Annotated in this window: 22 protein-coding genes; 6 read left to right on the forward strand and 16 right to left on the reverse strand. The window is 63.4% G+C overall.

Annotation, left to right across the window (positions count from 1 at the left end; genetic code table 11):
• Positions 1 to 2: 2 nt before the first annotated feature.
• Positions 3 to 1628 (reverse strand): PucR family transcriptional regulator, encoded by a 1626-nt coding sequence (locus PJL15_RS14825; protein WP_281451910.1) that lies wholly within the window; start codon positions 1626 to 1628, stop codon positions 3 to 5.
• 312 nt (positions 1629 to 1940) lie between these two features.
• Here PJL15_RS14825 and PJL15_RS14830 point away from each other — a divergent pair, with 312 nt between their 5' ends.
• Positions 1941 to 3428: an amino acid permease gene (locus PJL15_RS14830; protein WP_281451911.1), complete on the forward strand. Its 1488-nt coding sequence runs from the start codon at positions 1941 to 1943 to the stop codon at positions 3426 to 3428.
• A 27-nt stretch (positions 3429 to 3455) separates the two neighbouring features.
• On the forward strand, positions 3456 to 6176 hold the full coding sequence (locus PJL15_RS14835) for an aminotransferase class I/II-fold pyridoxal phosphate-dependent enzyme (RefSeq protein ID WP_281451912.1): 2721 nt from the start codon (positions 3456 to 3458) through the stop codon (positions 6174 to 6176).
• 16 nt (positions 6177 to 6192) lie between these two features.
• Here the strand turns inward: PJL15_RS14835 and PJL15_RS14840 are convergent, their stop codons facing one another.
• Both PJL15_RS14840 and PJL15_RS14845 read right to left on the reverse strand, forming a co-directional pair.
• Complete coding sequence (locus PJL15_RS14840) at positions 6193 to 7236, reverse strand: LLM class flavin-dependent oxidoreductase (RefSeq protein WP_281451951.1); 1044 nt, start codon at positions 7234 to 7236, stop codon at positions 6193 to 6195.
• Positions 7237 to 7271: 35 nt separating this feature from the next.
• Complete coding sequence (locus PJL15_RS14845; protein ID WP_281451913.1) at positions 7272 to 7829, reverse strand: dihydrofolate reductase family protein; 558 nt, start codon at positions 7827 to 7829, stop codon at positions 7272 to 7274.
• 171 nt (positions 7830 to 8000) lie between these two features.
• Here PJL15_RS14845 and PJL15_RS14850 point away from each other — a divergent pair, with 171 nt between their 5' ends.
• Together PJL15_RS14850 and PJL15_RS14855 are read left to right on the forward strand one after the other, a co-directional pair.
• The gene (locus PJL15_RS14850; protein ID WP_281451914.1) at positions 8001 to 8432 is read left to right on the forward strand and encodes a DUF6153 family protein; all 432 of its coding nucleotides are present in this window, start codon (positions 8001 to 8003) and stop codon (positions 8430 to 8432) included.
• Between the two features lie 130 nt (positions 8433 to 8562).
• Positions 8563 to 9180: a DUF305 domain-containing protein gene (locus tag PJL15_RS14855; RefSeq protein WP_281451915.1), complete on the forward strand. Its 618-nt coding sequence runs from the start codon at positions 8563 to 8565 to the stop codon at positions 9178 to 9180.
• A gap of 128 nt (positions 9181 to 9308) precedes the next feature.
• Here PJL15_RS14855 and PJL15_RS14860 read toward each other — a convergent pair whose 3' ends face one another.
• The 9 genes from PJL15_RS14860 to PJL15_RS14900 form a co-directional block, all read right to left on the reverse strand.
• The gene (locus PJL15_RS14860; RefSeq protein WP_281451916.1) at positions 9309 to 10253 is read right to left on the reverse strand and encodes an ABC transporter permease; all 945 of its coding nucleotides are present in this window, start codon (positions 10251 to 10253) and stop codon (positions 9309 to 9311) included.
• Positions 10243 to 10974, reverse strand: coding sequence for an ABC transporter ATP-binding protein (locus PJL15_RS14865; RefSeq protein ID WP_281451917.1), 732 nt, complete (start codon positions 10972 to 10974; stop codon positions 10243 to 10245). The genes PJL15_RS14860 and PJL15_RS14865 overlap by 11 nt, the downstream gene beginning before the upstream one ends.
• A 95-nt stretch (positions 10975 to 11069) precedes the next feature.
• Positions 11070 to 12218 (reverse strand): ABC transporter substrate-binding protein, encoded by a 1149-nt coding sequence (locus PJL15_RS14870; protein WP_281451918.1) that lies wholly within the window; start codon positions 12216 to 12218, stop codon positions 11070 to 11072.
• A gap of 154 nt (positions 12219 to 12372) precedes the next feature.
• Positions 12373 to 13326, reverse strand: a complete 954-nt coding sequence (gene mmuM, locus PJL15_RS14875; RefSeq protein WP_281451919.1) for a homocysteine S-methyltransferase — start codon at positions 13324 to 13326, stop codon at positions 12373 to 12375.
• A 99-nt stretch (positions 13327 to 13425) separates the two neighbouring features.
• A complete protein-coding gene (locus PJL15_RS14880; RefSeq protein ID WP_281451920.1) occupies positions 13426 to 14829 on the reverse strand; it encodes a sulfate adenylyltransferase subunit 1 in 1404 nt (467 codons plus the stop codon).
• Entirely contained in the window at positions 14830 to 15789 is a 960-nt protein-coding gene (gene cysD / locus PJL15_RS14885; protein ID WP_281451921.1) for a sulfate adenylyltransferase subunit CysD, read from the reverse strand.
• On the reverse strand, positions 15786 to 16520 hold the full coding sequence (locus PJL15_RS14890; protein WP_281451922.1) for a phosphoadenylyl-sulfate reductase: 735 nt from the start codon (positions 16518 to 16520) through the stop codon (positions 15786 to 15788). Before PJL15_RS14890 ends, cysD begins: the two co-directional genes overlap by 4 nt.
• On the reverse strand, positions 16517 to 18259 hold the full coding sequence (locus PJL15_RS14895; protein WP_281451923.1) for a nitrite/sulfite reductase: 1743 nt from the start codon (positions 18257 to 18259) through the stop codon (positions 16517 to 16519). The genes PJL15_RS14890 and PJL15_RS14895 overlap by 4 nt, the downstream gene beginning before the upstream one ends.
• Before the next feature lie 153 nt (positions 18260 to 18412).
• Positions 18413 to 19117 (reverse strand): sirohydrochlorin chelatase, encoded by a 705-nt coding sequence (locus PJL15_RS14900; protein WP_281451924.1) that lies wholly within the window; start codon positions 19115 to 19117, stop codon positions 18413 to 18415.
• A gap of 63 nt (positions 19118 to 19180) precedes the next feature.
• Between PJL15_RS14900 and PJL15_RS14905 the strand changes: the two genes are divergently transcribed.
• A complete protein-coding gene (locus PJL15_RS14905; RefSeq protein ID WP_281451925.1) occupies positions 19181 to 19852 on the forward strand; it encodes a trimeric intracellular cation channel family protein in 672 nt (223 codons plus the stop codon).
• A 13-nt stretch (positions 19853 to 19865) separates the two neighbouring features.
• Positions 19866 to 20288, forward strand: coding sequence for a hypothetical protein (locus PJL15_RS14910; RefSeq protein WP_281451926.1), 423 nt, complete (start codon positions 19866 to 19868; stop codon positions 20286 to 20288).
• Between the two features lie 180 nt (positions 20289 to 20468).
• On the opposite strand, the gene PJL15_RS14915 is transcribed toward PJL15_RS14910, so the two are convergent.
• The 4 genes from PJL15_RS14915 to PJL15_RS14930 all read right to left on the reverse strand — a co-directional run bounded on the left by PJL15_RS14915 (position 20469) and on the right by PJL15_RS14930 (position 25140).
• Positions 20469 to 21335, reverse strand: coding sequence for a type IV toxin-antitoxin system AbiEi family antitoxin domain-containing protein (locus tag PJL15_RS14915; RefSeq protein ID WP_281451927.1), 867 nt, complete (start codon positions 21333 to 21335; stop codon positions 20469 to 20471).
• A gap of 557 nt (positions 21336 to 21892) precedes the next feature.
• Positions 21893 to 22996, reverse strand: coding sequence for a polyprenyl synthetase family protein (locus PJL15_RS14920; protein WP_281451928.1), 1104 nt, complete (start codon positions 22994 to 22996; stop codon positions 21893 to 21895).
• Positions 22997 to 23005: 9 nt separating this feature from the next.
• Positions 23006 to 24349 carry a geranylgeranyl reductase family protein gene (locus PJL15_RS14925; protein WP_281451929.1) on the reverse strand — a complete coding sequence of 448 codons (1344 nt, stop codon included), beginning with the start codon at positions 24347 to 24349 and terminating at the stop codon, positions 23006 to 23008.
• A 29-nt stretch (positions 24350 to 24378) separates the two neighbouring features.
• Positions 24379 to 25140, reverse strand: a complete 762-nt coding sequence (locus PJL15_RS14930; protein ID WP_281451930.1) for a demethylmenaquinone methyltransferase — start codon at positions 25138 to 25140, stop codon at positions 24379 to 24381.
• Positions 25141 to 25179: the final 39 nt, after the last annotated feature.

The following is a 25179-nucleotide window of genomic DNA, read 5'->3' on the forward strand; positions in this document are numbered from 1 at the left end:
TTCTAGCCTTTGGTTTTTGCGTAGGTCCAGAGCCTGATCTGGAGGTGTGCCAGCAAGCGTTCATCCGCGGATTGCAGGTCGAGTCCTGCAACTTCGCACGCCCGGCGGAGTCTGTAGTGGACGGTATTGCGATGGACTGCCAATTCCTCGGCGCAGCGGTTCACGTCGCCGAAGAACTCCAGGTACGTCAGCAATGTCATGGCGAATTCGGGGTACCGGGTGCATAGACGCGTGATGCCCGCATGGCGGAGCGTGGTCCTTGACTCGAGCAGTTCCAACAGATCCCTGGTCAGAACCGTCGTTTCCACATCGCTGTAGGAAGCCACCCGGACCGAAGGGGTCGCTTCCATGACCTTGAGGACACTGCGGACGTGGTCGAGCGTTGCCTGGAGTGCATCCAAGCGCGGAACGATCGGGCCCACGGCCGCCTGCACTTGGAAGTGCAGGTGTGTTGTGACGTCACGAACAATCGTGTTGACCAGCCTGTTGATAGCGGGCAGGGATTTCAGCGGGTCCAGGTCCGGGAGGATGACGGCCGTTTCCATCCCCAACGCGCCCACCACGGCGCCCGGCCGGTACGCTGCTGCGTGGATGGATGCCACTTTGGAGAGCTCTCCCCTGCGGAGCTGAAGGCCCGCCGCGCTCTGGCTCAGGCCACCCGCGGAGATCAGGACCAACGCGGCAGGCTTTGACGGATCAATTCCTGCGGACTGCGCCTGCGAATGTACTTGGGCCGTACCACTGAGCAGACTGGATACCCGGTCTTCGCGCATGGATTGGGATTGCTCGTTGCGGTGCCGGACCAGTTCGATCGCGGCGTGGCGGGCAGCACCCACCATGATCCTGTCCGTGTTGGCAGCCAAGGGTTCTGCGCCCTCCTGCAACCAGATGTAGCCCATCACGCGGCTGCCGGCATGGATGCCAATAGCCACGCGTTCCCTTAGCCCGGCCTCGGGGTTGGCCTCCACATGGACCGGCGCCTCCGTGGCTTGGAGGTGCTTGTAAACGCCGGATTCCTTCAGCAGCTTCTGGTATTTTTCCGGCCCCCGCCGCGCCAGGATGGACAGGCGCCGAAGTTCGTCAACGTCGTTGGAAGCCGGTGAGTACGCGAGCACCCTGTTGCCCGGATCCTCGATAACCACATGCCCGTTCGTGAGGGTTGCCGTGGTTTGGGCTATCGCAAACAAGTCACGGTGAACCGATGTTGAGCCCTCCCCCGGCAGCTCGCCGTCGTGGTTTTCGTGGACACGGTCCTGGGCGATGCTTTCGAACTTGTCCCACCGCAACCCGGGGGCGACTGCCACCAGCCCTATACCGGTTGGCTGCAACAGCTCGGCTGCGGCTTCCAACTCCCGTTCGCTGCCCTTGACCGCCACTGCGGTGGGCCGGCCGGCAACAATCCGTCGGAGTGCCGGGAATGCTGCACGCCCGCGGACGCCGATGAGCATCACCAGGGCCCCGGGCCGGATCGCGTCTTCGTCCTCGGCATCGACAATGACCGTTTCACGAACGGCCCGGTTGTCCTCTGCGGGGGCCAGCAGCAAGCGTGCGTTGTCGACACCCAGGTCTTCCAGGACATCGCTCAATAAGGTGACGACGCCGTCGTCGTCTATTTCCAGGGCTTTCAACGAAGCTTTCGCTTCCTTTCATCATCAGGTCCATTCAGCAGCACGCCCTCGCCATTGAGGGGCCTGCCGGTACATGTACGTATGCACGCACAGCGAGAAACATTACCGGCCCTTCAGAACAGCAGTGTTGTGGTCCCGGCACAAGAGCCGGACCTTGAATTTGGTTCGCCAGCCAATTTGCCGACGACGGTTGCGACCTAGAGTTGGTGACTGTCCCAAACGCCACAAAGACTGCTGCCGAGCCCTCCAGCAGTCCAGTTTCGGAGTATTCAGCCACCTGCGGTGGCGCCGGAGTCAAAGGAGACCCCCACAGTGATACCCACCCCCGCGTCCACAGAGACCCTGACACCCGTCCGGACCGAAGAGAAACCGGCGGTCGGTCCGTCGTCGGGAGACTTCTCCCGGGAAGAAGCCGGCTACCGGAAAACCCTCAAGCCCCGGCAGATCCAGATGATCGCCATCGGCGGCGCGATCGGAACCGGCCTTTTCATGGGTGCGGGTGGCCGGTTGAACGGATCGGGTCCGGCGCTCATCCTTGTTTACGCCGTCTGCGGCTTCTTCGCCTTCCTGATTCTCCGGGCACTGGGTGAGCTGGTGCTGTACCGCCCTACGTCCGGTTCCTTTGTGTCCTATGCCCGGGAGTTCTACGGCGAGAAAATGGCCTACACAGCCGGTTGGCTCTACTTCCTCAACTGGGCCATGACCTCCATTGTGGACGTCACGGCCGTGGCACTTTACGTGAAGTTCTGGGGACAGTTCTGGGCCCCGATCAATGACATTCCGCAGTGGCTGATCGCGCTCGTGGCCCTGGTTGTGGTGCTTGCGCTGAACCTGCTGTCGGTAAAGATCTTCGGTGAGATGGAGTTCTGGTTCGCCCTGATCAAGGTGGGTGCCCTGGTGGCGTTCCTGGTGGTGGGGATCTGCTTCATCGTGTTCGGTGGCCGGACGGATGTTGGTGTTCCGGGTTTGAACGTCATCGCCGAGAACGGCGGCATCTTCCCCACGGGCGCTGTGGCACCCCTGCTGGCCATCAGTGGCGTCGTCTTTGCCTATGCCGCCGTGGAACTGGTAGGCACGGCGGCCGGCGAAACGGCCAACCCGCACAAGGTGATGCCCAAAGCGGTGAACACGGTGGTCATCCGCATCGGAATCTTCTACGTCGGTTCGGTCCTGCTGCTCTCCCTCCTGCTCCCCTTCACGTCCTACAAGGCCGGCGAATCACCGTTCGTCACGTTCTTCTCGCACCTCGGGGATCCGCAGGCCGGAGCCATTTCCGCCTCGGTGATGAACTTCGTGGTCCTCACGGCGGCCCTGTCCAGCCTGAATGCCGGTCTTTACTCCACCGGCCGGATCCTTCGCTCCATGGCTGTCAACGGCTCTGCACCGCAGTTCACCGGGCGGATCAGCGCCTCCGGAGTGCCGTACGGCGGAATCCTGCTGACCGCGGTCATCACCCTGGCAGGCGTGGGCCTGAACGCCATTGTGCCCTCGCAGGTCTTCGAAATCGTGCTGGAAGTCTCGGCAGTGGGCATCATTGGCGGCTGGGCCACCATCATGCTGTGCCATATCAAGCTGCAGTCCTGGGTGCGCAGCGGCAAAGTGGTGCGTCCAGCGTTCCGGCTCTTCGGAGCGCCGTTCACCTCCTACCTCACGCTCGGTTTCCTGGCTTTCGTCCTGGTCACCATGGGCTTCTCCGAAACGGGCCGTTGGGTGTTGGCATCCCTACTGGTCCTGGCGCCGATGCTGATAGCCGGCTGGTACGCGTACCGCGGCCGGATCCGCACCAACTCCAATTCCTAGACTCCCCTCAGTTCGAAAGCGAAACACATGAACACCCCCTCCCCGTCCCCAGCCATCGGCACTCCCAGCCGGGCGTGGCGGTCCCGTGCCGACGCCTGGGAGTTCCTGGGATATGCCCTCAAGCAGCTGGCCGCCGACCGGCACCAGGAGTCCGGATTGCTGTCCCAGGTGGACCGGACGTTTGCCCTGTTGGAAGCCGTGGAACCGTATTGGGCCGAACCGGGGGTCGGGGCGGTGGCCCAGTTGCGACAACTGCACGACGACGGCGAACCCCAGGCCGCGCTGCATCTTCTGGGCGGCCTGCCCAACCTCCCGCTCGCCTCCTCCGGAGAACCGACGTCGGCTCCCCGCGGTGAGGCTGCGGAAGAGGACACCGTTGAACAACCGGACCAGGCCGAGCGTCCGCGTTTCGAGGTACTGGTGGTCGACGCGTTGTCGATCGAAGAGGCCGAAGCGCTGAAAACCACCATGGCCGCGCAACGCCGGCCCTCGGATGCTTTTACCTACACGGTCAATGTGGTCCCGAGTTATGAAGACGCCCTTGTTGCTGTCCTGTTGAACCCGGACATCCAGGCCGTGGTACTTCGGCCGGGATTCTCCATCCCAAGCTCCCAACAACTGGGCAGCGACCTGCGGCGATTCCTTGTCCGGCACACATCCGCCGGGCTCCAGGAATCCCGTCCCGTCCGTCGGATCCTCGGTTTGGCGGAGGCCATCTCCGGACTCCGCCCCGAGTTGGATGTCTATTTGGTGGCCGGAGTTTCCATCGAATCACTCGCAGGCTCACTCACCCGGAAGTTCCGGCGCATCTTCCGCAGGCAGGACCACCTGGACCTGCATCTGTCCCTGTTGTCCGGGGTGACCGAGCGTTATGAAACTCCGTTCTTCACGGCCCTGCAGGAGTACAGCCGCCGGCCCGCCAGCGTCTTCCATGCGCTGCCGATTTCCCGCGGTGCCTCAGTAGGGAGCTCGCCGTGGATCCGCGACATGGCTGATTTCTATGGGACCAATCTGTTGCTCGCGGAAACCTCAGCCACATCCGGCGGCCTGGACTCCTTGCTGGATCCGCATGGTTCCATCAAGCGCGCACAGGACCTCGCCGCCCGGGCCTTTGGAGCGCAACGGAGCTACTTTGTTACCAACGGCACCTCCACGGCCAACAAGATCGTGCACCAGTCGCTGCTGGCGCCCGGCGATGTGGTCCTGGTTGACAGGAACTGCCACAAGTCCCACCACTATGCCTTCATGCTGGCGGGCGCCCGTGTTTCCTACCTGGACGCCTACCCTCTGGACAAATACGCCTTCTACGGCGCTGTGCCCGTGGCAAGCCTGAAGCGGAGGCTCCTGGAATACCGCCGTGCCGGACGGCTCCATGAAGTGAAGATGGTGACACTGACCAACTGCACCTTCGATGGTGTTGTCTACGACGTCGAGAGGGTCATGGAGGAATGCCTGGCCATCAAGCCGGACCTGGTCTTCCTCTGGGACGAGGCCTGGTTTGCCTTCGCCCGCTCCCATCCGGTGTACCGGCGTCGTACTGGCATGGCAGCCGCAGCCGCGCTGGAAGCCGCCTTCAGCAGCCCGGCCTATGCCGCCCGGCATGCTGAACAAGCCGCTGCCCTCCATGACCCGGCCACCGGAGAGCCGATCGACGACGACGCCTGGCTCAACACCCGCTTGATCCCGGACCCGGCGAAGGCACGGCTCCGGGTATACGCAACCCAGTCCACGCACAAAACCCTGACTTCCCTGCGGCAGGGCTCCATGATCCACGTGTACGACCAGGACTTCGCGGATTCCAACCAGGAGTCCTTCCGCGAGGCCTACATGACCCACACGTCCACCTCGCCCAACTACCAGATCCTGGCGTCCCTGGACATTGGCAGGCGACAGGTGGAGCTGGAAGGGTTCGGCCTGGTTCAACGGCAATCCGATCTTGCCGTGTCCGTTGCCCAGGCCGTTGCCCGGCATCCCCTGCTGAAGAAGTACTTCCGCGTACTGTCCTCCCGCGACCTCATTGGTCCGCAATACAGGGAAACCACGTCCACCATGCCGCTCAGGGACGGGCTGGCCGAGTTGGAGGACGCCTGGCAACGGGACGAATTCGTGATCGACCCCAGCCGCCTGACGCTGGACATCAGCAGGACAGGGATCGACGGCGACACTTTCCGCCACAGCTACCTCATGGACGATCACGGCATCCAGGTCAACAAGACGTCACGGAACACCGTTTTGTTCATGACCAACATCGGTACGTCCCGCAGCTCGGTGGCCTACCTGATCGAGGTCCTGGTGAAACTGGCCGAAGGATTCGAGAACCCGCATCCCTCTGCCCGGCCCCGGACAGTTGCCGCAGCGTCCGGCCCCCACCGGACTCCCCCGCTGCCGGACTTCAGCACCTTTGCATCGCGTTTCCGCACCGACGATGCCTGCGAGGACGGCGATATCCGGGCCGCCTACTTTGAAAGTTACAAACCCGGGTCCACGGTTTACCTGTCGGCGGCTGAGGTCACGGCGGCAGTGGCCAAGGGGCAGGAGGTAGTGTCTGCTGGTTTTGTGACACCTTACCCACCAGGCTTTCCCATCCTGGTGCCGGGCCAGGTGGTCACTCCAGAGACCTTGGAATTCATGGATGCCTTGGACACCCGGGAAATCCACGGATTCGACCACGAGCGGGGATACCGGGTGTTTACGGATGGACTGGCCGCTTCGCGGGCGGGCGGCGGGCTCGTGGCAGTCGCGTCCTAGGGTCACCCCGGCATACTCAGCTGACCCGGTTGGCGCTCCATCCGAAAGCCGGGGCGATGTGCTGGGCCACGTTTCCCAACAGCTTGGCGTTGTATTCGACGCCAAGCTGGTTGGGGACGGTCAGCAGGACCGTATCGGCGGATTGCACTGCGGCGTCCTTGGCCAGTTCTTCGGCTAGCTGGTCCGGTTCCCCGATGTAGCTTTTACCGAAACGGGACAACGCGCCGTCGAGAATTCCTACTTGGTCCTGGCTATCCGCTTGGGCGCGGAGGCCGAAGTAGTGGTTGTCGACGTCGTCCACGATGGGGATCACGCTGCGGCTCACGGAGATTCGTGGTTCGAAGTCGTGTCCGGCTGCGGTCCAGGCTTCGCGGAACATCCGGATCTGCTCGGCCTGCAGTTCATCGAAGGGAACACCCGTGTCCTCGGTGAGGAGGGTGGAGCTCATGAGGTTCATGCCTTGCTCCGCGGCCCACACGGCAGTTTTGCGGGTGCCGGCGCCCCACCAGATCCGTTGGGGAAGGCCGGGCGACTGGGGCTGGATCGGTAGCATTCCGGTGGCACCGCCGGAATAGTGTGGATCCGCTTCGGCCACGCCGTGCCCGGCAATCGCTTTGCGGAACAGGGCGGTGTGGCGGCGGGCCATGTCACCGCCATCCTCACCGTTTTCGGGGACGTAGCCGAAATTGGCGGCACCATTTTTTGCGGGTTCGGGTGAACCACGGCTCACACCAAGCTGGAGTCTGCCATCACTGATCAGGTCCGTGGCGGCGGCCTCCTCGGCCATATAGAGGGGGTTCTCGTAGCGCATGTCGATCACGCCTGTGCCCATCTCGATGCGGCTGGTCCTGGCTGCGATGGCTGCGAGGAGCGGGAACGGTGAGGCTTGCTGCCGGGCGAAGTGGTGCACCCGGAAGAAGGCGCCGTCGATGCCCAGTTCCTCGGCGGCGGCAGCGAGTTCGATCCCCTGTTTCAGGGCCTCGCCGGCCGTTTGCACGAGGGAACCCGGGACGCGGGCCCAATGGCCAAAGGAGAGGAAGCCGATCCGTTTGTTGTGCATGCCCGTCACAACGCCGGTGACTGCCAGCGCATTCCTCACCCAGCCCTTCGATAGTGCATGGCCACCGCACCATTGCTGAGCGGCTGTGCCGAGATGAGATCGAGACGACGGGTGCTGGGCAGTCCGCCTTGGTACAGGGTGGGACCGTGGCCGGCAATCATGGGATGGACCAGGAACTTGTACTCGTCAATCAGGTCAAGTCGGTCCAACTCGGTGGCAAGTTTGCCGCTGCCCACAAGCACCCCGTCGGGGGTCCGGTCCTTGAGTTGCTGCACGGCCGTCCCCAGTTCGCCGACCAGCCGGTGGCTGTTGGTCCAGGGAAAGTCGCTCCGGGTTGTGGAAACGACGTACTTGGGTTTGCCCTCCAAGGTGATCGCCCACTCGCGAAGGGCGGGCGGTGCTTCTACTTCACCCCGGGCCACCAAGGGCCAGTAGACCTCCATCATTTCGTAGGTAGTCCGGCCCCAGAGCATTGCGCCGCTCTGGTCCAGGAGGCGTGTGAAGTAGGCGTGCGTCTCGTCGTCGGCGATGCCCTCCCTGTGGTCGACGCAACCGTCCAATGTGACATTGATGCTGAACGTAAGAAGGCCCATGCGGTGATTCTAGGCGCCAAAATGCAACGCGGGGTCAGATATGGCCGATGTTTGGGGGGACCATGGGCCATATCTGACCCCGCGTTGCTTGAGAAAGGACGGGATACCCTCCAGGGGTATACTGCCAGTGTCGAGAGGGTATCGCTCACCAGGAAGAGTAAGAGGAGGATCGTGAACAGGCCGCCATCCGAAGACGCCCGCGCCTCCCTTCTTGGACGGGCCTCGCTCCTGCTGCTGGTGGCGGCGGTCATTGCCGGCATTTTTGGAATGCACGTCGTCACCGGATCCCACGACACGCACTCGGCCAACCCGGCGATTCCTTCGGGGACTGCCAGTCCCCACCACGTCCACGAGACTTCGCAGCAAATGCATAAGACTGCGCCTGTTGAAGCGGACAAGTGCACTTCTGGAAGCTGTTCCTGCACTGAAGCCTCAAGTGCCAACTGCATCCCTTCATTGAAAACCGGCTCCTTGGCGGCACCGCCTCCAGACACGGCCGTTGCCATCACTTCCGATCCCTGGGGAACCCACAAGGCCGCACCGGTCTGGTCCTATCGCCCGGTCGCGCCCACACCCGTACAACTCAGCATCAGCAGGACGTAGGCAGTGGAGCGGGCCTTCGACAGGCAGGCCCGTTTTAGCCACGCCCCGGCCCAAAGGCATAGGGGCGCATATCTGCTTACCCTTGGCGGCCCATCACCCGCCGCCTGAATTGGCAAAGGACCATTCACTGATGAACAAATCACGCTTTATAGTCACCGGAACTGCCCTCGCAGGCCTGATCGCGCTGGCCGGCTGCGCTTCGAATCCAGGCTCCGGTTCGATGCCGGGCATGGATCACGGCACCCCCACAGCCTCTGGCAGCCCCGCCGCAGAAAGCATCGGGTCAGCTAACAACGAGGCGGACACGATGTTCGCCCAAATGATGATTCCGCACCACGCCCAAGCAGTCGAAATGTCGGACTCCATCCTGGCCAAGAAAGATATTCCGTCCGCGGTGACAGCGTTGGCAGCTCAGATCAAAGGGGCCCAGGCACCCGAAATCGCGAAAATGACGGCCTGGCTGAAGGGCTGGAATGAGCCTGTGACGGACTCATCAGGGCACGCAGGCCACGGTATGGACGGCATGCTGAGCGAGGCCGAGCTACGGAAACTCAACGACGCCCAAGGCACAGAAGCAGCCAAGCTCTACCTCACCCAGATGATCGCGCACCACGAAGGGGCCGTGACCATGGCCAAATCCGAAATCAGCCAAGGCAAGTCTCCTGAAGCCGTGCAACTGGCCCAAGACATCGTGGCCGCACAGGAGAAGGAGATCCAGGACATGAAGGCCCTGCTCGCCGGTCTCTGACGCTACGGTTCCGTAAACGCCCGACGGCGGGAGGCCGCCGTCGGGCGTTCGAACAACAACGCGGGGTCACTTTTGGCCCATGTTGATACCCAACATGGGCCAAAAGTGACCCCGCGTTGCTCTTAGGATTAGCGGCTGCTGCCCGCCAGCAAACCACGCCGCTGGAGCAGGCGCTTCTCGATCGGGCCGAACACCAGGAGCTCGATCAGGATGCCCACGAACAGGATCAGCAGGATCGCGGACATGACGATCGCCATGTCGGACAACGCGCGGCCCTGGTCAAGCAGCGAACCCAGGCCGAAGCCGATAGTGCCGCCGACGGCGATGATTTCCGCAGCCATCAGGGAGCGCCAGGAGAACGCCCAGCCCTGCTTCAAGCCGCCAATGTAACCGGGAAGGGCCGCGGGCAGGATGATCTGCAGCGCCATCTGGAGCCGGTTCGCGCCGAGGACTGTACCAACGCTGCGGTACTGCGGCGGGATCTGGTCGACGCCGGAAATGAGCCCGTTGATGATCGACGGGATGGCACCCATGAGCACCACGAAGTACACAGTTGCGTCCGTCAGCCCGAACCAGATGATGGCCGCAGGAACCCAGGCCACAGACGGCAGCACCTGCAGTCCCGAAATCAGCGGGCCAAAGGCGCGACGCAAAGGAGCCACCTGTGCAAGCAGCAAACCCACGGGCGTCGCCACTACAACGGAGATCAGGAAGCCGATCAAACCACGCTGCAAGGATGTCCATACGGATTCCTGGACCTTGCCCTCGCCCCACAGAACAACCAGCTGGTTGAGCACATCCAAGGGACCGGGAACCTGGTCGCGCCGCTTGAGGCCCAGCGAAACGTAGAACTGCCACGCAAGAATGAGCACCACCAGAGCCAAGATGGGAAGCAGCACCCGCTTCCAATCGATGCCGCGCTTGCGCCCAACATCCGACTGCAGGTTGTCCAGACCCGCTTCGAGGTCCCGCAGTTCCGAGGCATTGCCTTTCAGCGACGGCGACGTGATGTGCTCTTTGGATTCAGTCACGGGCAGCGTCCGCTCTTCGGTGGTGATGGGGTTACTTGGCATGGCGGCGGATCTCCTCGCGAAGGCGGCGGGTAATAACACCGGTCAGCTCCCCAGCCCTGCCGGCATCGGTCCGGTGTTCCTCGGTGACATCCCATTCGGCCACCACACGGCCGGGACGGGAGGACAGGAGGAGGACGCGTTGACCGAGGCGTACGGCCTCGCGCACATTGTGGGTTACGAACACGATGGTGCGTCCGGTTTCCTTCCAGATGCGCTCAAGCTCGTCGTGCAGGAGGTCGCGCGTGATGGCGTCCAATGCGGCAAATGGCTCATCCATCAGCAGCAGTTGCCGATCCTGGGCCAGTGAACGGGCCAAGGCAACACGCTGCCGCATACCGCCTGAGAGTTCGTGGGGACGCTTGTCGCCGGCACCACCCAGATGGACCAGTTCCAGCAATTCGTTGGCGCGTTCCCGTCGGCTGGCCTTGGTGCTGGATTTATCGGCCAGCTGCAGCGCGAGCTCGATGTTTCCGCGCGCGGTCAACCACGGGAACAGGGACGCATCCTGGAACATGAAGGCCGCGCCGTCGCTGGGTACTTCAAGAGCGCCCGACGTCGGCTTCTCCAGTCCCGCCATGATGTTCAGCAGCGTGGACTTGCCGCAGCCGGAGGCACCGAGGAGGGCGACGAACTCGCCTTTCGCGATGGTGGCGTTGACGTCGTCCAGCACCGGGGCGCCGTCGCCAAAGCGCTTCCCCAGGTTCTCGAGTACGACTGGCATGGTCCCGTCCTTCGTGTTGATTGGTAGAGCTGATGCGGCCAAAGGCCGGTCCGTCCCCTGCAACATGCAAGGGGAACGGACCGGCCCGTTAGTGCTTAGTCCTGGCCAAGGCCCGCGGCCGAAGTTTTCTTGCCTTCTACCTCGTTCAAGGTGCGGAGGTCGAAGATGCCGTTGATGTCGGCGGTCTTGGTGGTTCCTGCGTCCACGCCGTCCTGGAGGAGCTTCTTGTAGGTTCCAGCCAGCGGGTCGGTGGTGAACTTGATGTTCTGCAGCGCCCGATCGATCACGTTCGCCGGGAGCGGTTTGCCGGCAGTGTCCTTCAGGACAGCGTTGATGGTGCTGGCTTTCTCAGCAGCGGAGGCGTTGTTGAGCCAGTTCACGGATTCAACGTGGCCCTTCAGGAGTGCCTTCACCGTTTCCGGGTGTTCTGCGGCGAACTTCTTGTTCACGATCAGGATGGTGGTGGTGAAGTCACCGTTCTCCCACAGGTCTTTCTCATCAACCAGGACCTTCGCCCCGGCTTCGAGGACCAGGCGGGAGGCCCACGGCTCAGGCAACCACGCGCCGTCGAGCTTTCCGTCCTGGAAGAGCTTCAGCGACTGGGCATTTTCGGTGGGGTTGATGTTGACGTCGCCGCTGCCATCGGTGTTGGTCGTGAAGCCCTGGTGACCCAACCAGGCCCGGAGTGCGACGTCCTGGGTTCCGCCGAGCTGGGGCGTGCTGAGGACCTTGCCCTTGAGATCGGCTGCCGAGTTGATCTCCGGCTTGACCACCAGCTGGGCCCCACCGGAAGCGGCACCGGCGATGATGCTGATGGACTCGCCGTTGCTCTTGACGTACGAGTTGATGGCCGGGTTCGGACCAATGTAGGTCGCGTCGATGGCGCCCGCGTTCAGGGCTTCAATCGCGGCCGGGCCGGCGTTGAAGATCTGCGTGGTCAGCTTGGTATCGCCCAGGTCCTTGGCGAAGATGCCCTTGCTGGTACCAACCAGCGCCGGCCCATGCGTGACGTTGCTGAAGTACCCGAGCTTCAACTCAGCGGCCGGCGAGGTAGTGGGAGCCGGTGCGGCCTGGTTGCTCTGCGAGACAGCGGACGCCACAGCGGCGCCAGCACCGATCAGCAGCACCAGGCCAACAGCCAAGCCGATCTCGATAGTGCGGCGGCGCTTGGGCTTGGTGGTCTCACCAGCGACGATGCGGGTGGTCCCGGATTCGGGTTTCGGTGACTCGGGTGTGTTAGCCATGGGTTGGTCCTTCGGAGATGTGGGATGCGAGCGGGGGCGAAGATCAGGCCCCGTGACATCGCCCGTCGAGGGCAAGCAAGGACCATTCCGGAGAGTTCATGCCTTCACAGTAGGGACTGTCATATTTCCGCTTCAATCCCGTAGAAACCAAGGTTCACGCAGGTTCACGTGGCGTCATATTCGCAGCAAGCTCTTCAATATCCCGCGGAGTTGTGCGGCAGCAGCCACCTATGAGATGGGCCCCGCGCGCCCGCCAGAGAGCAGCGTTGCCCGCAAGGGTGCTCTCACCCTGGATCCCTTCGGACGGACCCCAGGTCTTTGTTACGGCATCGTAGGTCTCCCCCGAATTCGGATACGCCACCAGCGGCTTGTCCGAGGAGCTTTGAAGGGTGCCGAGCGCGTCCGTCACCAATTCCAGCGGCACACAGTTAACCCCGACGGCGGCAACGCGCGGTTCGGCGCCAAGCAGCGCAGCCACCTGCGCGAGCGGCGTGCCATCACTGATGTGCCCGCTGTCCCGCAGTGTGAACGTAAACCAGGATTCGACGTCGAACTCTGCCACGAGCGCCAGCAGCGCCTCTGCTTCGGCCAAAGAGGGCAGCGTTTCACAGGCCAGGAAGTCCGCCCCGGCCTCCACCAGTGCAGCAATGCGGGAACGGTGGAAGTCCTGGAATTCCGCGGCAGAAAGCGTGTAATCTCCCCGATACTCCGAGCCATCGGCAAGGTAGGCGCCGTAGGGACCAACGGAGCCGGCCACCAACAACGGCCCGGCATCCGGGTTGTCGGCAACGTGTTCGCGGCGCGCCTCATCGGCCAGCCGGACGCTCAAAGCCACCAGTTCCAGCGACTCCTCAACCGACAGCCCACGCCGCGCGAACCCCTGGGGAGTCGCCTGGTAGCTGGCGGTTATCGCTACCGACGCACCGGCGTCGAAGTAGTCACGGTGGACCTGCTTGATCAGGTGCGGCTGCTCCAGCAGGACCTTGGCCGACCACAACGCGTCCTCCAGGTCGCAGCCGTGGGCTTCCAGTTCCGTGGCCAGCGCCCCGTCCAGGACCAGGTCCTTTCCCGAGGCCAAAAGGGTGCTGAGCGTGGTGTTCTGTGGCATGGGTCCTTCCCAATAAAAGAAAACCGCAGCTTGTTCGTCCCTCACGCTGAATAACGTGAGGGGTCGCGAACAAGCTGCGGTTTGTGACTACGTATGACCCTAGATGACGTAACGTTCGTCTTCGTGGTCGCCCGGGTGGTCCTTGACCAGACCGGCGGCAAGGGTGTTGCCGTCAATCGGGTCGATCACCAGGAAAGCGCCCGTGCGGCGGTGGTGCAGGTAGTTCTCCAGCGGCAACGCGGCGGCGAGCCGGAGCTGCGCATGGCCGATGTCGTTCAGTTCCAACGTGCTTGTGGGCTCAACACCGAACGTCGCCAGGTCCAGCTTGCCAGTGACGTTCCGGACCAGGGCCTGGACCGTGCGCGTACCGTGCTTCACCAGGACCTTCTGGCCTTCGCGCAGGGGCTTCGGTGACAGCCACGCCAACGACGCGTACAGATCGGCCGAGCTTTCGCGGACCGTCCCGGCGGCGGCGATGGTGTCGCCACGGGCGATGTCGATCTCGTCAGCCAACCGGACGGCCACGGATTGCGGTGCTGCGGCTTCTTGCAAGGACTGGCCGGCGAAGTCGATGCCAATCACGGTCGTGATGCGAGGCTCGTGGCCCGGGCTGATGACGGAAACTTCGTCGCCCACCTTCACGGAGCCTTCGGTGATCTGGCCTGCGTAGGCGCGGTAATCGCGGTACGCCTCCACATCGAGTCCGGCGGCCACGGCATCAGGAGCCAGGGCACCCTGCGGGCGGATGACCAGCTGGACCGGGAAGCGGAAGCTCTCCAGTTCGGCTTCGAGCTCGTCAGCGGCCGGGAGGGTTTCGAGGACCTCCAGCAGAGCCGGTCCCGTGTACCAAGGGGTTCGCTCGGAGCGGTCAACCACGTTATCGCCATCAAGAGCCGAAACAGGGACGACCAGCAGGTCAGCCACTCCGTCGGATCCCAGGCCAAGCTCACGGGCAACCTTCTGCACGTCTGCTTCGATGTCGCGGAACACCTGCTCGCTGAAGTCCACAAGGTCGATCTTGTTCACGGCAACGATCACGTGGGCCACGCGCAGCAACTGCAGCACGGACAGGTGACGGCGGGTCTGCTCCAGCACACCCTTGCGGGCGTCAATAAGCACGACGACGGCATCCGCAGTGGACGCGCCTGTCACCGTGTTCTTGGTGTACTGAACGTGGCCGGGGCAGTCGGCAAGGATGAAGCTGCGGCGGTCCGTTGCGAAGTAGCGGTAAGCCACGTCGATGGTGATGCCCTGCTCCCGCTCAGCCCGCAGGCCGTCGGTGAGGAGGGCGAGGTCGATTCCGCCCTTTTCACCGCCGAAGCCACGGTCCGCGGAGGTGCGGGCAACGGCGTCGAGCGTGTCGGCAAGAATCGCCTTGGAATCATGAAGGAGGCGGCCCACCAAAGTGGACTTGCCGTCGTCGACCGATCCAGCGGTGGCGAAGCGGAACAGGGTGGTGGGCAGGGCTGTTTCCAGCCCGGCAGCCAATGTGTCGGTGCTCATTTAGAAGTACCCGTCCTTCTTGCGGTCTTCCATGGCGGCCTCGGAGATGCGGTCATCTGCTCGGGTGGCGCCACGTTCGGTCAGGGTGGAGGCGGCGACTTCAACTACGACGTCGGCCACGGTGCGTGCGTCGGACTCGACTGCACCTGTGCAGGACATGTCACCGACGGTCCGGTAACGGACCAGTTTGGTGATGACGTCCTCGTGGGGCAGAGGCTGGGAGACCTCGCCAACTGCGCGCCACATGCCGTCGCGGGCAAAGACTTCACGTTCGTGGGCGTAATACAGGCCGGGCAGCTCGATGTTCTCACGCTCGATGTAGCGCCAGATGTCCAGCTCGGTCCAGTTGCTGATGGGGAACGCACGGACATGCTGGCCCACGGTGTGGCGGCCGTTGTACAGGTTCCACAGTTCGGGACGCTGGTTGCGCGGATCCCACTGGCCGAACTCGTCGCGGAGGCTCAGGATGCGCTCCTTGGCACGGGCCTTGTCCTCGTCGCGACGGCCACCGCCGAACACGGCGTCGAACTTGTTGCGCTGGATAGCGTCCAGCAGCGGGACGGTCTGCAGTGGGTTGCGGGTGCCATCGGCACGCTCAGCCAGCTCGCCGCGGTCGATGAACTCCTGGACCGAACCAACAACCAGCTTTAGGCCAAGGCGCTCGACCGTGCGGTCACGAAAGTCGATGACCTCAGGGAAGTTGTGGCCCGTGTCCACGTGCAGCACCGGGAAAGGAACCTTGCCGGGCCAGAAAGCCTTGGTGGCCAGATGCAGCATCACCACGGAGTCCTTGCCGCCGGAGAACAGCAGCGCAGGCTTCTCGAACTCGGCAACTACCTCACGGATGATGTGAATCGCTTCGGACTCGAGGGTGTCCAGTGAGCTCAGGCGCTCGACCGAGGGGGCGTCGACTGCCGCTGCAACTTCCACCGTGGGCTCCTCTGTTGTGTACGTGCTCATGTGTGTAGTCCGCATTCTGTCTTGTCGGAACCCGCCCAGCGGCCGGCTCGGGGGTCTTCACCCGGGGCCACTTTGCGGGTGCAGGGCTGGCAGCCAATGGACGGGTAGCCCTGGCTCAGGAGGGGGTTGACGGGGAGGATGTTGTCCTCGGAGTACTCCAGCAGCTGATCGAAGGACCAGTCCACCATCGGGTTCACTTTGACCAGGCCGAAGCCTTCGTCCCAAGTAACCACTGGCGTGTTGGTGCGGGTGGGGCCTTCGTCGCGGCGGACACCGGTGAACCAGACTTCGTAGCCGGACAGCGAGCGGCGCAGCGGCTGGACCTTGCGCAGCGCGCAGCACTGGGCGGCGTCCCGGGCGAACAGGTCCTTGCCGAGAAGGCGGTCCTGCTGTTCCACGGTGTTCTCGGGAAGGACGTCAACCACGTTGACACGCAGGTTGGCCGCGACTTCGTCGCGGGTCTCGTACGTTTCCTTGAAGTGGTAGCCGGTTTCAAGGAACAAAACGTCGACGCCGGGAAGCTGGTCCGCGACCAAAGCCGGCAGGACGGCGTCGGCCATGGAGCAGGCAACCGTCACAGCGGGCAGCTCGAAATTGCGTGCCACCCACGCGATGGCTTCCTGAGCTGTGGCATTCCAGCCGAGCTCAGCAGCGCCAGCCTCGGCCAGTGCCTTGAGCTCTTCGTGGGACCTCAACGTGCGGACAGCCGGGAGCGTTTGGGGATCTGTCATTGGAGGTCTCCTTCATCTGCGGAGTGTGCCCACTCAGCGAAGGTCTGGCCCTCGGCGCCAACGGCGACGAACTTTCGGACCACGCGCTCTACGTAATCGGGCAGGTCTTCCACCGTGACCTTGAGGCCGCGGACGGTACGACCCAAACCGGCTTCCTCACGCTCGTTGTTGGCCAGCCCGCCACCAAGGTGGACCTGGAAACCCGGGGTGGGGTCGCCGTCGGGCGTTGGCAGCATCATGCCCTTCAGGCCGATATCGGCCGTCTGGATACGGGCGCAGGAGTTCGGGCAACCGTTGATGTGGAGGGACAGTGCCGACGGCAACTGCTTGGTCTCCACGAGATCGGCCAGGCGGCGTTCCAGCTCAGCGATGGCCGTAGCTGCCGTGACCTTGGTTTCCACGATGGCCAGCTTGCAGAACTCGATGCCCGTGCAGGCAATGGTGCCGCGGCGGAACACGGACGGACGAGCCGAGAGGCCCAAGGTGTCCAGCTCAGCGATCAGCGGCTCAACCTGTTCCTTGGCAACATCCAGGATGACGAGCTTCTGGTGCGGGGTGGTCCGCAGGCGGTAGGAACCGTGCTGCTCCAGGGTGTCCGCGAGCTTCACGAGTGCCTCGCCCGAGGTACGGCCAACAGTGGGGGTCACACCGATGAAGAACTTGCCGTCCTTCTGTTCGTGCACGCCAATGTGGTCACCGGGAGCCGTGGGCTTGGGAGCGGCTGGGCCGTCCGGGAGCTTGAAGCCGAGGTATTCGTCCTCGAGGATCTGGCGGAACTTCGCCGGGCCCCAGTCGTTCATGAGGAACTTCAGGCGGGCCTTGGTGCGCATGCGGCGGTAGCCGTAGTCGCGGAAGATGCTGGTGACGCCCAGCCACACCTCGGCGGCGACGTCGGCGGAGACGAACACGCCGAGGCGCTCGGCGAGGCGCGGGTTGGTGGACAAGCCGCCACCCACCCAGAGGTCGTAACCGGCGCCAAGTTCGGGGTGGACCACGCCAACCAGTGCGAAGTCGTTGATCTCGTGCACCACGTCCTGGGACGGGTGGCCGGTGATCGCGGTCTTGTACTTGCGGGGCAGGTTGGCGAGCTCAGGATCGCCGATGAAGCGCTCGGCAAGCTCGTGGATGAGCGGCGTGGGATCGATGATCTCGTCCTTGGCGATGCCCGCAACCGGGGAGCCGAGGATGACACGGGGAACGTCGCCGCACGCTTCGGTGGTGGACAGGCCGATGCCTTCAAGGCGGCGCCAGATCTCGGGGACGTCCTCAACTCGGATCCAGTGCAGCTGGATGTTCTGGCGGTCCGTGAGGTCGGCGGAGCCGCGGGCGAAGTCCACGGAGATCTGGCCGATGACGCGCAGCTGCTCGGTGGTGAGCGCACCGCCGTCGATGCGGACGCGGAGCATGAAGTACTTGTCTTCGAGCTCGTGCGGTTCAAGCGTCGCGGTCTTGCCGCCGTCGATCCCGGGCTTGCGCTGCGTGTAGAGGCCCCACCAGCGGAAACGGCCGTGCAGGTCCGTGCCATCGATCGAATCGAAGCCTTCTTTGGAGTAGACAGACTCAATACGCTCGCGGACGTTCAGGCCGTTGTCTTCCTGCTTCCAGGTTTCGTTGGCGTTGAGCGGGGCGGTGCCATCAACCTTCCACTGGCCGTGGGGCTTGGCCGCCGGGCGGGTGCGTGCTGGGCGCGAAGGGACTGCGGCGTCAGCGGACGCACCGGCTACAGCTGTATCTGTCATACATCGACTGTAGGTCTGGCCAGATTTCGCCAGCAAAGGTCCGGAAATGTTGAGTCACCTAGGGAAACATTTCGTCACGAACACGCCAGCGGCCTTGTTCCTGGAGCCGTGATATGCAGGTCCTCAAAGCCCGGTTTTCCGTGCAAACAAAGGTTAGGAGAGGCTTTCCAACACTGCGTCGTACCGTTCCAGCGCGATCTCCGCCAGCACCGTCGACGGCAGCAACGGTGCCGCCACCACGTCCGCGCCTGCCTTGGCCAGCTGGTCGTGGAAATAGCCGGTCGCCAGGAGGTAGGAGGCGATGAAGACCCGGCCTGTCCCACCATCGGCGGCGAGCTCGGCACGCAGGGAGGCGACGCCGTCGGGCACTGTTGGTTGGGCACTGGCACCATAGGCGACGCGCACCTTGTTGGGCAGCAGCTCGCCGAGGAGTCGCGCCTGCTCTTCCGAGTCAACCGAGCCGTCCGGAAGGGACGATCCCGCGGCCGCCAGCAGCACGCCGTCGTTCTCCTGCAGCCCGGCCGCACGCAGGTGCGTGGCCAACAGCTCCGCGAGCCGCGGATCCGGGCCGAGCGGCGTGGCGGCTACCACCTCCGGGCGGGACTTGATCGCTTTGGGCACGTCCACCTTGATGTGGAAGCCGGTTGAGAGCAAAAGCGGTACGACGACGGCGGCAGTCCCCTCGGGCAGGCCCTCCACCACGCCGCCCAGCTCGGGTTCCTGGACGTCCACGTAGGCCTCGAGGACGCGCAGCCCAGGGCGGAGTTCCTCGATTTCCGCCATCACGCGTCGGATGGCAGCTTGGCCTTCCGCGTTGCGGGTTCCATGGGCGCAAGCGATCAAAACGGGGCTGTTCATGGGAGCTAGCGTAACGTTGAGCCAGCACCTGTTGTGAAGCACGTTAAGAAAGAACCAGTCCCCTTGATTTCCTTTGACATTGTTCTTCTCTGGCTTGACCTCATCGGCGTGTTCTTTTTCGCGGTTTCTGGCTCGTTGTTGGCTGCCCGGAAGCAGTTCGACTTTGTCGGGTCGATACTCCTGGCGTCCATCGCGGCGCTGGGCGGCGGGGTGATCCGCGACATCGTGATCAATGCCGGTCCCCCGATCGCCTTCACGAATCCCGCTTATCTGGCTCCCCCGCTGCTGGCGGCGATGCTGGTTTACTACCTGTTCTCATCAGTCCAGCGCTTCACATCGCTTTTGACGCTGTTCGACGCCGGCGGGTTGGCCTTGTTCTGCATCACCGGCACGCTGAAAGCGATCGGCGCGGGGATGAATCCCGTGGCCGCGATCCTGTTGGGGGTCACTACAGGTGTGGGCGGCGGATTGCTCCGCGACATTACGGCCAACGAAATTCCCACGCTGTTCAACAACCGCGATATCTATGCGCTTCCTGCCTTCGCCGGCGCTGGGTTGACCACGTTGCTGTGGCACCTCGGGGTGTTCAACGGGCTCACGGCATGTGTGATCGCGGGAGTTGTTTTCGCATTCCGGGTCACTGCCTGGCGCCGCGGCTGGTACGTGCCCCTGGCTGTGCGCGGTTGGCACCGTGCCGGCACCGGTGGAGGCGCAATTTCAGGCCTCCGGGATTAGCTAGGATAAGAGCATGACTGACATGTTCCTCGAGAAGTTCCGCGCGCTGGTCCCAAAGTATCTCGAGGATGAATGGCAGGAAGAAGACGGCCTCACGCCCGACGAGCTGGACGACGCCCTCGCTGAACACTCCTTCACCATCCCGCTGGTCCTGCGCGAGTTCTACCTTGCCATCGGCGGATGCGAGGACCTCATGGAGGCCTACCACTACTTCTGGGATCCCGAGGAACTCGAGGTCGATGACGAAGGCTTCCTCATGTTCTTGGAGGACGAGGAAGAACAATTTACCTGGGGCTTCCGCACGGCCGACCTCAGCATCCCGGATCCCATCGTCTGGCGCCGCAACAACGCCCGCGGCCAGTGGAAGAGCGAAGAAGGCACCTTCTCGGAGTTCGTGTTCGACATGTTCGAGTGGGCCTTCAACGACGAGGACTAAGTTCCCCTTCTTTTACAGCCCCCGCGCAGCCGATTGGTTGTGTGGGGGCTGTTTTTGTTTGGCCCCTGTACCGCCACGACCCACATTGGGTTTCTGAGCACCGCGCCACGCCGTTTTCCGGGGCCCTGGCCACCTTCTGCTCGCAAAGTTGGTGGTGGCGGCACGGCTTTGGGCCCATAATTACGACGGCGGCGGGCCCGCTAAATAGCGGAGGGGCCCGTAGCGGCCAGCTTCCTTGTTCGCCAGGACCGCAAGGACTTCGTCCACCATCTTCTGTGGCTGATACACAACGTCTGCATAGTAGTAGTGCAGGCTCATGAATCCGCCACTCAAACCAGAGTTGCTTCGGTACCAATCCTTCTTCACCTGCTTTGGCTTGAAGTGTGTCCCGCCGTCGAGTTCAACAATCACGCAGCCCTCGATCAGGCAGTCCACTTCACCCACGCCGGGGACGTCTGCATGCATCTTGACGCGGAGGCCTGCCCTTGTGAAATGCGTATGGGCGAGGACTTCCAAGAGTGAATCGGCTCGCGGAAGGACAAGATCCAGAATTGCCCGCGCTTTGCCGTTCCGGTTTCCTCCCATCTTGTTTTTCAGGAATTTGGTGGTCAACAGTGCTTGGCTGACCGCACTCTGCACCATGACGAGTGATTCCAGCTCCGGTAGACATCTCAAGGCGTGCAGCAAAACGTCACCAACACCAGCCACCGGCAGAAATGGGTGATCCGGGTGTATGCACTGACCGTGATGAACAACCTGGTGACGGGCCAACCCCGTTCCGCAGCTGAGATGCAGGTCATTGGCGCTATCAAGGGTCCACAACCGATAAAAGCGAGCAGCAGAAACGCAGGTCAGCTTTCCGTTGGCGCGAAACGCCGCTACGACGTCCGGGGCTGCCTTCCGTGAAAGGTAGACACCGCGATGCAGTCTGGTGACAATTCCTTCGCTGACGGCCTTAGCCAGAGCCCGGCGTGTAAAACCCGCTGCGTAGAGTGCTTGGGCAGTTGCAGCGCCTTCACGGCTGCGGAGAAAGTCCACGATGTCCATATGGAAATAGTCCAGCCAGGACGGCCCGCTCGGTTGGGGTGAATAGCTCTATGTGGAAAACCTTCGTGCCTCCGCCACCGACTTTGCTACAACCACCGGCCACAACTCCGCCAATTCCGGCGTGTCACCCGCTCCCCGACATCAATGTGGGTGCTGACGGCACGAGGTCAACCTGTAAACCACTGCACCACCATCGAAAATTCATTGACTCTAAGAGTTGCCAATATGACAGGATTGTCATAAACTATTCACGGATCCACTAAATGCCTCCGGTGGGTCTGATGCGAACGGAGATTGTGGTCCCGGTTCGGTGCAGCGTATGACTCGTAACGTTGCAGCGGACCGGGGCCATTCCGTTTTTCCGGAGAAGTCAGTTGGGGCGCGTACCGCCACCACCAACTTTGATTCCCGAAAGCCCCCAACACGCCGCGACCCACGGCGTGTCACCCCGCCGAGGCGCTCAAAGTCAGTGGTGGACGCACGGCGGCCCAGACCCGGGCACAAAAAACAGGCGCCCAGCCCATGAAGAGCCGGACGCCTGCGGGAAAGCGGAAAAGCTAGCTGCTGCGGTCCACCACTGCGTGGGCGAAGTTGGTCAGGGAGTCCTTGACCACGCCCTCGGGCAGCGGAGCCAGTGCAGCTACGGCCTCGGCCGACCACTGGCGGGCGATCTTCCAGGACTCACTGGTTACGGGGTGCTCGCGCAGGCCGGCCACGGCCTCAGCAAGCGCCTCATCGGAGGACAGGTCGCCGTCGATCAGTTTCAGGAGATCCGCAGCGGACGTATCCCCGGCTGCGGCATCGCGGCGGAGCAAAAGAACGGGAAGGGTCGGAACGCCCTCGCGGAGGTCGGTGCCCGGGGACTTGCCGGACTTGACCTTGACACCGGTGACATCGATGACGTCATCGGCCAGTTGGAAGGCCACACCGACCTTTTCGCCGTACTCCACCAGCAGCTCTTCGAAGGCTTCATCTGCGCCGGCAAAGATCGCACCAAGCTGGCCGGATGCGGCAACGAGCGAACCCGTCTTGTCGGCAATCACCGAGAGGTAGTGCTCCACGGGATCTTCGTCCTCGCGTGGTCCCACGGTTTCGTGCAGCTGGCCCAGGCACAGCCGTTCGAAGGTGCGTGCCTGGATGCCGAGGGCACGTGCGCCGAGTTCCGAAACGAGGATGGAGGCGCGCGCGAAGATAAGGTCACCGGTGAGGATCGCCACCGAGTTGCCCCAGACCTCGTGGGCGGTCGGAGCTCCACGGCGGAAGGGAGCGGAGTCCATCACGTCATCGTGGTACAGCGTGGCCAGGTGAGTCAGTTCGCAGACGACGGCGGCCTGGACCACCTCTGGGCGGGAGGCGTCACCCAGGTGTGCGCACAGGAGGGTCAGCAGCGGACGGATCCGCTTGCCGCCGGCTTCCACCAGGTGGCGCGACGTCGCGTCAGCCAGGGGGTCCGAGTTGGAGATGGCTTCGCGGAGCTTCTTCTCCACCCGGGCCAGGTTGTTGGTGATGGCCGGGCCGAGCTCGGGGTCTCCTGCGATGGCAGCAAAACCTGCGGGCAGCTGGAGGCCCGTTGCGATGGCTGTGGTGTTAAGGGAAGGCTCGTTGGAGTCCGGCAAGCCGTGCCCGGCATGCGTCCAGCTGTGTTCGGCAGAGTTCGTCACGGGTTAACCCTAACTAGTTGTTGCGGAAACCGCGGTGTCGGAGCCGGCGGCCTTCAAAGAGCCCGGCGAAGAAGTATTGGACGTTGCCGGTACCAGCATCTCGAGGACGCGGATCACCCGGTCTTCGAAGCCCTTCGCGGAAGGGTCCGTAAGGTTGGCGAGCATGCGCACCACAAAGCGCATCAGCACCGGAATGGGCATGCCTGTACGCAGGGCAAGCTTCATCACGGCAGGCTTCCCGATCAAGGAGGCGAAGAGCCGGCCCAGCGTGAAGTGCGATCCCCACTGGTCCCGCACATAGTCTGCGTACCGCGAAAGGTGGGTATCGGCGTCGTGCGTTGTCCACCCGGCAGAGGCCGAGCGCGAAGAAGCGTCAATAAGGAACTCAGCGGCGAACCGGGCCGACTCCATCGCGTAGGAAATGCCTTCGCCGTTGAACGGGGACACCATACCGCCGGCGTCGCCCAACAACAGCAGGCCCGGCGAGTAGTGCGGCGTGCGGTTGAAGCCCATAGGCAGCGCAGCGCCGCGGATCTCCCCTACCTGGTTCTCCGGCGTGAAGCCCCACTCGGACGGCATTCCGGCGGTCCATTCGCGCAGGACCTGCTTGTAGTCGAGCTTGCCGAATTCCTTGGAGGAGTTCAGGATGCCCAAGCCGACGTTGGAGGTGCCGTCGCCAACTCCGAACACCCAGCCGTAGCCGGGCAGGGGCTTGCCGGACTTGCCGGGCAGTTCCAACCAGCCCTCCATCCAGTCGTCCTCGTGGCGCGGCGAGGTGAAGTAGGTGCGGACGGCGACGCCAAGCGGACGGTCGTCGCGTTTGTGCATCCCCAGCGACACGGCAGTCCGCGTCGAGTTTCCGTCCGCGGCGAGCACGACGTCGGCAAGGAAGTCGCGCGTTTCGCCCGTCTTGCGTCCGGACTCGTCAAGAATTGAGGCCCGGGCGCCGATCACACGGCCGTCGTCGGCGGTAAGGGCGGAGGTGACGCTGTGGCGTTCAAGCACGACGGCGCCCGTGGACTGGGCGTGACGGGCCAACTCCTCGTCAAAACCCAGGCGCGTGCGGATGAGTCCGTAGGTGGGAAAGTCCGCGACCTCGGGCCAGGGCAGTTCAATGGTGCGACCACCGGCGATCAGGCGGAGGCCCTTGTTTCGCCGCCACCCCTCCTCAACAGCGTGGGGCAGCCCGAGTTTCTGGATCTCGCGGACGGCGCGCGGGGTAAGCCCGTCTCCGCAGACCTTCTCGCGGGGAAACGACGTCTTTTCCAGCACCGTGACGTCGATGCCCGACTGGGCGAGGTAATACGCGGCAGTGGACCCGGCAGGGCCAGCGCCAACAATCAGTACTTTCACGTCGTCCTAAGTCAGCAGGCAGTACGGAGCTAGCCGGCCTGGTGGCGCGGCTTGATTTGGCGTCGCAGCTTGGCAACGGGAACACTTTCGCGATGCTCTGCCGGCTTCTGCGCACGGTGCACGGCAACAATGCCACCGCTGAGGTTGCGATACGTGATGTCCGTCCAGCCGGCGTCGCTGAGCCACTGCGCCAAGTGGTCCTGGTCCGGCCAGGCGCGGATGGATTCGGCGAGGTAGACGTAGGCGTCCGGGTTTGAGGACACCTTGGTGGCGATGGCCGGGAGCGCACGCATCAGGTATTCGGTGTAGAGGTTGCGCCACAAGGGAACCACGGGGTGGGAGAACTCGGCGATGACAAGGCGGCCACCGGGCTTGGTGACGCGCAGCATCTCCTCCAGGGCCTTGCGGGGTTCCACAACGTTGCGGAGGCCAAAGGAAATGGTGGACGCATCAAAGCTGTTGTCAGCGAACGGCAGGTTGGTGGCATCACCGGCGATGAAGTCGATGTCCGGGCGGCGGCGCTTGCCTACTTTGAGCATGCCCAGGGAGAAGTCGCAGGCCACTACGTCCACGCCGGCGTCGGCATAGGGTTCGCTGGAGGTGCCCGTTCCGGCGGCAAGGTCAAGGACCTTCTGGCCTGCCTTCACATCCATGGCGTCCACCACGATCCGGCGCCAACGCCGGGTCTGTCCCATGGACAGGACGTCGTTGACGACGTCGTATTTTGGGGCGACATCATCAAACATCGTCGCAACTTCGTCCGGACGCTTTTCCAAGGATGCTCGGTTCACCCAGTAATTGTCTCAGACATTCCGTGGACTTTGCTGCGC

Source organism: Paenarthrobacter nitroguajacolicus (genome assembly GCF_029952445.1).
GTDB classification, from domain to species: Bacteria; Actinomycetota; Actinomycetes; order Actinomycetales; family Micrococcaceae; genus Arthrobacter; species Arthrobacter nitroguajacolicus_B.